Source organism: Candidatus Cyanaurora vandensis (assembly GCF_013285555.1).
Taxonomy (GTDB): Bacteria; Cyanobacteriota; Cyanobacteriia; order Gloeobacterales; family Anthocerotibacteraceae; genus Cyanaurora; species Cyanaurora vandensis.
The window spans coordinates 1-4,650 of sequence record NZ_JAAXLT010000152.1 but is presented as its reverse complement, the minus strand read 5'-3'; the positions used below and the strand labels follow the sequence as shown (position 1 = coordinate 4,650).

Below are 4,650 nucleotides of genomic sequence, written 5' to 3'. Positions count from 1 at the left end.
TTTCCATCCGGTAGTTTTATACTCAACGGAGCGGTTATCTTTTTGGAACTTGGGATAGCCTTTCTTGCCCACAATGTTCTTTTTACAGTTGTCAAAGAATCTAGAGACTGCCGACCATGCTCGTTCGGCTGCGGATTGGCGAGCCATCGAGTTTAGCTTTCCTGCCCATTCAAACTCTTTGGCTAGGATTGCATATTGTTTGTTAAGGTCATACTTAGTAGCCCCTTTGGTGTCGATCCAATAGCGCAAGGCTTTATTGCGGATGAATTGGAAGGTGCGGATCGCTTCATCAATTAAGGCGAACTGCTCAGGGGCGGCGACCAACTTTGACTCAAGGACTAACATACTAGTATTATAGTTTATTTAAGCTGAAAGTTGCCGCTTAGCTATCCTATTCGCCATTGGCTGATACGGCATATATCCCCATAGCTAAAGCTAGGGGTTTTACGCCGCTTTTGATAACGTAACAAAATCTTCTAACGTTCCAGATCCTCAGGAATAACAAGAATATGGTCCGCCGTCTGCTGCGGTTGCTCTAAATGGGGAACATGTCCACAATTTTTGATCCAGTGGAGGCGGGCTTTGGGAATGGCTTTTTGGAAGAGTTGGGCTTGGGCGGGGTCGAGGATGCGGTCCTGTTCGCCCCAGAGAATTAGGGTCGGCGGGGTCAACTGAGGGATGCGTCCAGCCAAGTTCTCATAACCGCCACTCTTCATAAATAAGATGCTGGCCTGGTACCAACCGGGCATGAAGAGTGGTAAAGCTCCACACCGCGCTGCGTCCACTGTAGCTAAAGCCGGGTTGTGGTAGGAGAGGACGCTCACCCGCTGGCGCAGTCGGGGACTCCGCAACACCTGTACTGCCAAATAATCAAAAGGCGGGAACAGGTAGCGGACGGCGGGCGGGACCCCGCTGGTATAGCCCACACTATCCATCAAGACCAGTTGCGCTACGCACTCGGGGTAGGTCAACGCGAAATCAATCGCCGCCCCGCCGCCCATGGAAGTTCCGACGAGGACGACAGGCTGCCTGATGAGAGTTTGCCAAAAGTGATAGAGATGGGTGCGGATTGCTTTGGGACTGTAGAGAATTCCCCGCAGCCGTTGCGTAAACCCAAACCCCACCATATCCACAGCCCAGGTGCTTCTCTGTTGAGCCAATAACGGGAAGAGTCGGCGGAATTCCAAGAGCGAACTGTCAAACCCGTGAAGGAGTAAAATCGGTGGCTCCCCGGCTCCGGCTTGGACATAGCTCGTCGGGATGGGCTGAGCGATCAGGGGCGTAACGATGGACTGGCGTTGGATGCGCTCGACTAGCTTGATTGCCGCTGGTTCGGTGAGTTGCGCCACTTGCGCGGGTAAAAAAGCGGGGTGCATGGTCCCAAGTGTAGCGAACATGGCACAATTAGCCCGGTGTAAGGGCGGTGACATGGGCAAAGTAGCAGTAATTGGGTTTGGGGAATCGGGACGGGCGGCGGCATTACTCCTCAACCACTTGGGCTACACCGTCACCCTCTGGGACAGTAATCAGACCCCGGCTCTTGTTGCCCGAGCTACTGAAATACAGACCCTAGGCATAACCGTCCGCTTGGGGGAGAATTTCTGTCCAACCCCAGGATTGGTGCGGGTTGTGGTTAGTCCCGGTGTGCCCTGGGACGCACCTTTTTTACAACAGAGCCGCGCTTTGGGATTAGTTGTGCAAGGCGAAGTGGACTTGGCCTGGGATGTGCTGGGGCAAGTGCCCTGGGTCGGGGTAACGGGTACCAACGGCAAAACCACTACTACTATGCTGCTGGCTCAGATCTGGGCACGGGCAGGCTGGGTCGCCCCCGCCTGTGGCAATATTGGTCGGCCTATTTCAGATGTCGCCCTCGGTCCTCTACCCGATTGGGTGCTGGCTGAACTGAGCAGTTTCCAGATTGAACAAAGCCCAAATATCCGGCCTAAAATCGCTCTCTGGACTACCTTCACCCCGGACCACCTCAACCGCCATGGCACGATTGAGAGTTATGCCGCGATCAAAGCTAGTCTGCTGGACCAAGCCGAACAGGTCGTCCTCAATGGCGATGACCCCTATTTGCGGACCCTACTTCCCCGCTGGCCTCAAGCAATCTGGACTTCACTCCATGACCCCACCGCCCCCATCCATGTCCGGGAGGGCCAGATTTGGGTCCAAGAAGAACGGGTTCTAGCCGTGGCAGAGATCCAGATTCCGGGCTGGCACAACGTCCAAAATATTTTGATGGCGGTGGCCTGTGCCCATCTAGCCGGGATCGCGGTCTCCCATATCGCTCAGGCAGTACGTGGATTTCAGGGGGTGCCCCATCGGTTAGAGAAGATTACTGACCGGGCCGGCGTCGCTTTTATCAATGACAGTAAGGCCACCAATTATGAAGCCGCCGCTACGGGTCTCACGGCAATGACCGCGCCTGTGATTCTCCTCGCGGGTGGACAGGCCAAACAGGGCAACCCCCAACTCTGGCTCCAACAGATCCACCGGGCTACCCTCGGGGTCATCCTCTACGGACAAGCCGCCCCGGTCTTCGCTGAGTTACTCCGGCAGTCGGGCTATCAGGCATTCACTATCTGTCAAGACCTCGCGGAGGCCGTGCCCCTCGCCTGGACTTGGGCTAAAAATAAAGGCGCGGCGACAGTTCTTCTATCCCCGGCCTGTGCCAGCTATGACCAGTTTGCGAATTTTGAGGCAAGGGGCAATTGTTTTCGGCAATTGTGCCATCAACTAGGGACTTAATAAATTCTCAGGTCGGCGGAAAGGGTTGGTCGGCGGGAATGTGTTCTATTTTCCCGTTCCGCCAGACTGCAATGGATAGTCCCATGGCCCGTTGCTCAGCGATAGCGCGGGCAGTGGCTTTGCGAATAGTCTCCACAAACCTCCCTAAGGGTAAGGGATGGGATACTTCACTCATTTGGGTTTGTGCTTTCATGGCCTGTCCTAATTGTGTGCCAAGTATCTTCATCGTAGATGATGACAGACGTTCCTTGATATTGTTCAGCAATAGACCGAGCTTTACCAGAAGAGTTATCAAGGACTGTCCAATAGTCAGCAATAGGGATGTACAAACTATGGAGGTTAATTAGTCCGCGCTCATACCGCCGCCGAACATCCGTCTCGGGCACATGGTGTCCGCCTAAACTGACGCGCCGTTGTACTCGCTCGACAGCAAGTTCAGGAGAGTTCAACCAGAAATAAAGTAGAGTGACAAAATAGCCGTGCTCTTGGCATTGCCGTAGAAAAGGAGCAAAACCTTTGGTGGCTAGGGTGGATTCAAAAGCAAAGCTTGTTCTAGCCGCTGATAATTGTTCAATGCGTTTTAGCATGAGTCGTCCGGCTTGAAAAGCCATCGCTTCTGGGGTAGCCGGATTTAGCTGGACTGCAATCAGGTCAGCATTGACAAAAGCTACACCCAACAGTTCATTTTCCAATAGAGCCAGCGCACTAGTTGTTTTGCCAGCTCCGTTAGGACCGCCAATCAGATAAACCTGAGGCACGGAGTCACTCGGCATCAAAAATACGGAAATAGCGTTCGCGGTTGGGCGTACCGGGTTCTTTGTGGAGTTCAAAATTGATAATCGTCCAGCGTTGCTCAGTGGTACTAAATTCCACGGGCAACCCATAGAGCCGGAAGCGGGGGTTGGTACGTTCGCCCGTGGTTTCGCGGGTCCGTTTTTCGCTCCAAGACCGGGGGCCTTCCTCAGTACCCCAAGTGCGCTCTAGGGAACCACTGAGCAGCTCCCGGTACCGCTGAGCTACCAAAATGCGGGTCGCCCGCAAGCCTTGGGCGTGGAGACGGTCTAGCTCCTCGTGGATCTCGAAACGGATACCGTCGGCGTGGGTGTGTTGGCGGTACCAAGCCTCTTGCCACTGCCGCCAGCGGCGGGAGGACTGGAGATGGACCAGTTCTTCGGTTTTCGGGTCGGCTTCAAAGGCCCCATGGCGTTGACACAGGTAAGTATCCGTCAAGGTCAAGGCCGCAATCGGCTGATGGCAGTGGGGACAGAGGATTTCGGGGCCGAAGATGGGGAAATAACTGGAGGGCTGAAAAAGCATCATCACCCTACGCGGAGGCCACCCTTCAACTATAGGTCCAGGGAGCTATTCCTTGGGGTGTCCGTCCTTCTTGCGATAACAAAAACTGGTCCTTCGGCAGGGGCGCAACGGGTTGGGTCAAGAGGAATTGCCCCTGTCGGATCTGTTGTTTCAGTTCCACAGCAATCTCCGCCGCCAAGAAAAAACTCGACAGGGGAGCCGTCCGCACGCTCTGACCGTTGATCTGGATCTTGCCGGATTTGAGTTGCTGGTAATTGACCATATCGAAAACCGGGCGCACTCGGCGCGGGATGGCAAAATCAAGCACTGGCGCGACGACATCCTGGTCTTGGACCGCCAAGTGTTGGGCGACGGTCTCATTCAACACCGGCAGGGCCAGCCCGATCCCAATCATCAAGGCGGTACCGTAATTCTGGAGATGACAGCCGCGTACCCAACGGGCATTCATCTGTTTAGCATCCCCGATTAGAGCCACGGTTGCCGCCGGACCAATCGGCAGACCATTGGGCAGACGTTTTTGTAAGGGGAAATGCTGGGTACCCTCCCAGGCCACATAGCCCACCCCGCCCCCAAACCAAATTC

At 54.8% G+C, this 4,650-nt stretch carries 6 protein-coding genes and 1 pseudogene; 1 reads left to right on the top strand and 6 read right to left on the bottom strand.

What is annotated here, in order from left to right:
* Together HFM78_RS10575 and HFM78_RS10570 are read right to left on the bottom strand one after the other, a co-directional pair.
* A pseudogene (locus HFM78_RS10575) lies at positions 1 to 345 on the bottom strand (RNA-guided endonuclease TnpB family protein); the annotation flags it as partial.
* Positions 346 to 476: 131 nt separating this feature from the next.
* On the bottom strand, positions 477 to 1,376 hold the full coding sequence (locus HFM78_RS10570; protein ID WP_287129411.1) for an alpha/beta fold hydrolase: 900 nt from the start codon (positions 1,374 to 1,376) through the stop codon (positions 477 to 479).
* Positions 1,377 to 1,428: 52 nt separating this feature from the next.
* Here HFM78_RS10570 and murD point away from each other — a divergent pair, with 52 nt between their 5' ends.
* Positions 1,429 to 2,751: a UDP-N-acetylmuramoyl-L-alanine--D-glutamate ligase gene (murD, locus tag HFM78_RS10565; protein ID WP_287129410.1), complete on the top strand. Its 1,323-nt coding sequence runs from the start codon at positions 1,429 to 1,431 to the stop codon at positions 2,749 to 2,751.
* Between the two features lie 7 nt (positions 2,752 to 2,758).
* Here the strand turns inward: murD and HFM78_RS10560 are convergent, their stop codons facing one another.
* The 4 genes from HFM78_RS10560 to HFM78_RS10545 form a co-directional block, all read right to left on the bottom strand.
* Positions 2,759 to 2,944: a hypothetical protein gene (locus HFM78_RS10560; protein ID WP_287129409.1), complete on the bottom strand. Its 186-nt coding sequence runs from the start codon at positions 2,942 to 2,944 to the stop codon at positions 2,759 to 2,761.
* Positions 2,919 to 3,524 carry a zeta toxin family protein gene (locus tag HFM78_RS10555; protein ID WP_287129408.1) on the bottom strand — a complete coding sequence of 202 codons (606 nt, stop codon included), beginning with the start codon at positions 3,522 to 3,524 and terminating at the stop codon, positions 2,919 to 2,921. Before HFM78_RS10555 ends, HFM78_RS10560 begins: the two co-directional genes overlap by 26 nt.
* Complete coding sequence (locus HFM78_RS10550) at positions 3,514 to 4,071, bottom strand: TIGR02652 family protein (protein ID WP_287129407.1); 558 nt, start codon at positions 4,069 to 4,071, stop codon at positions 3,514 to 3,516. Before HFM78_RS10550 ends, HFM78_RS10555 begins: the two co-directional genes overlap by 11 nt.
* Positions 4,072 to 4,093: 22 nt before the next feature.
* Positions 4,094 to 4,650, bottom strand: a 557-nt coding sequence (locus HFM78_RS10545; RefSeq protein ID WP_287129406.1) for a homocysteine biosynthesis protein, incomplete at its 5' end; no start/stop codon positions are given.

What these genes read in the sequence shown, in the direction of transcription:
- HFM78_RS10570 (WP_287129411.1), bottom strand. Translation starts at nt 1,376, where the DNA reads ATGCACCCCGCTTTTTTACCCGCGCAAGTGGCGCAACTCACCGAACCA.
- murD (WP_287129410.1), top strand. Translation starts at nt 1,429, where the DNA reads ATGGGCAAAGTAGCAGTAATTGGGTTTGGGGAATCGGGACGGGCGGCG.
- HFM78_RS10560 (WP_287129409.1), bottom strand. Translation starts at nt 2,944, where the DNA reads ATGAAAGCACAAACCCAAATGAGTGAAGTATCCCATCCCTTACCCTTA.
- HFM78_RS10555 (WP_287129408.1), bottom strand. Translation starts at nt 3,524, where the DNA reads ATGCCGAGTGACTCCGTGCCTCAGGTTTATCTGATTGGCGGTCCTAAC.
- HFM78_RS10550 (WP_287129407.1), bottom strand. Translation starts at nt 4,071, where the DNA reads ATGATGCTTTTTCAGCCCTCCAGTTATTTCCCCATCTTCGGCCCCGAA.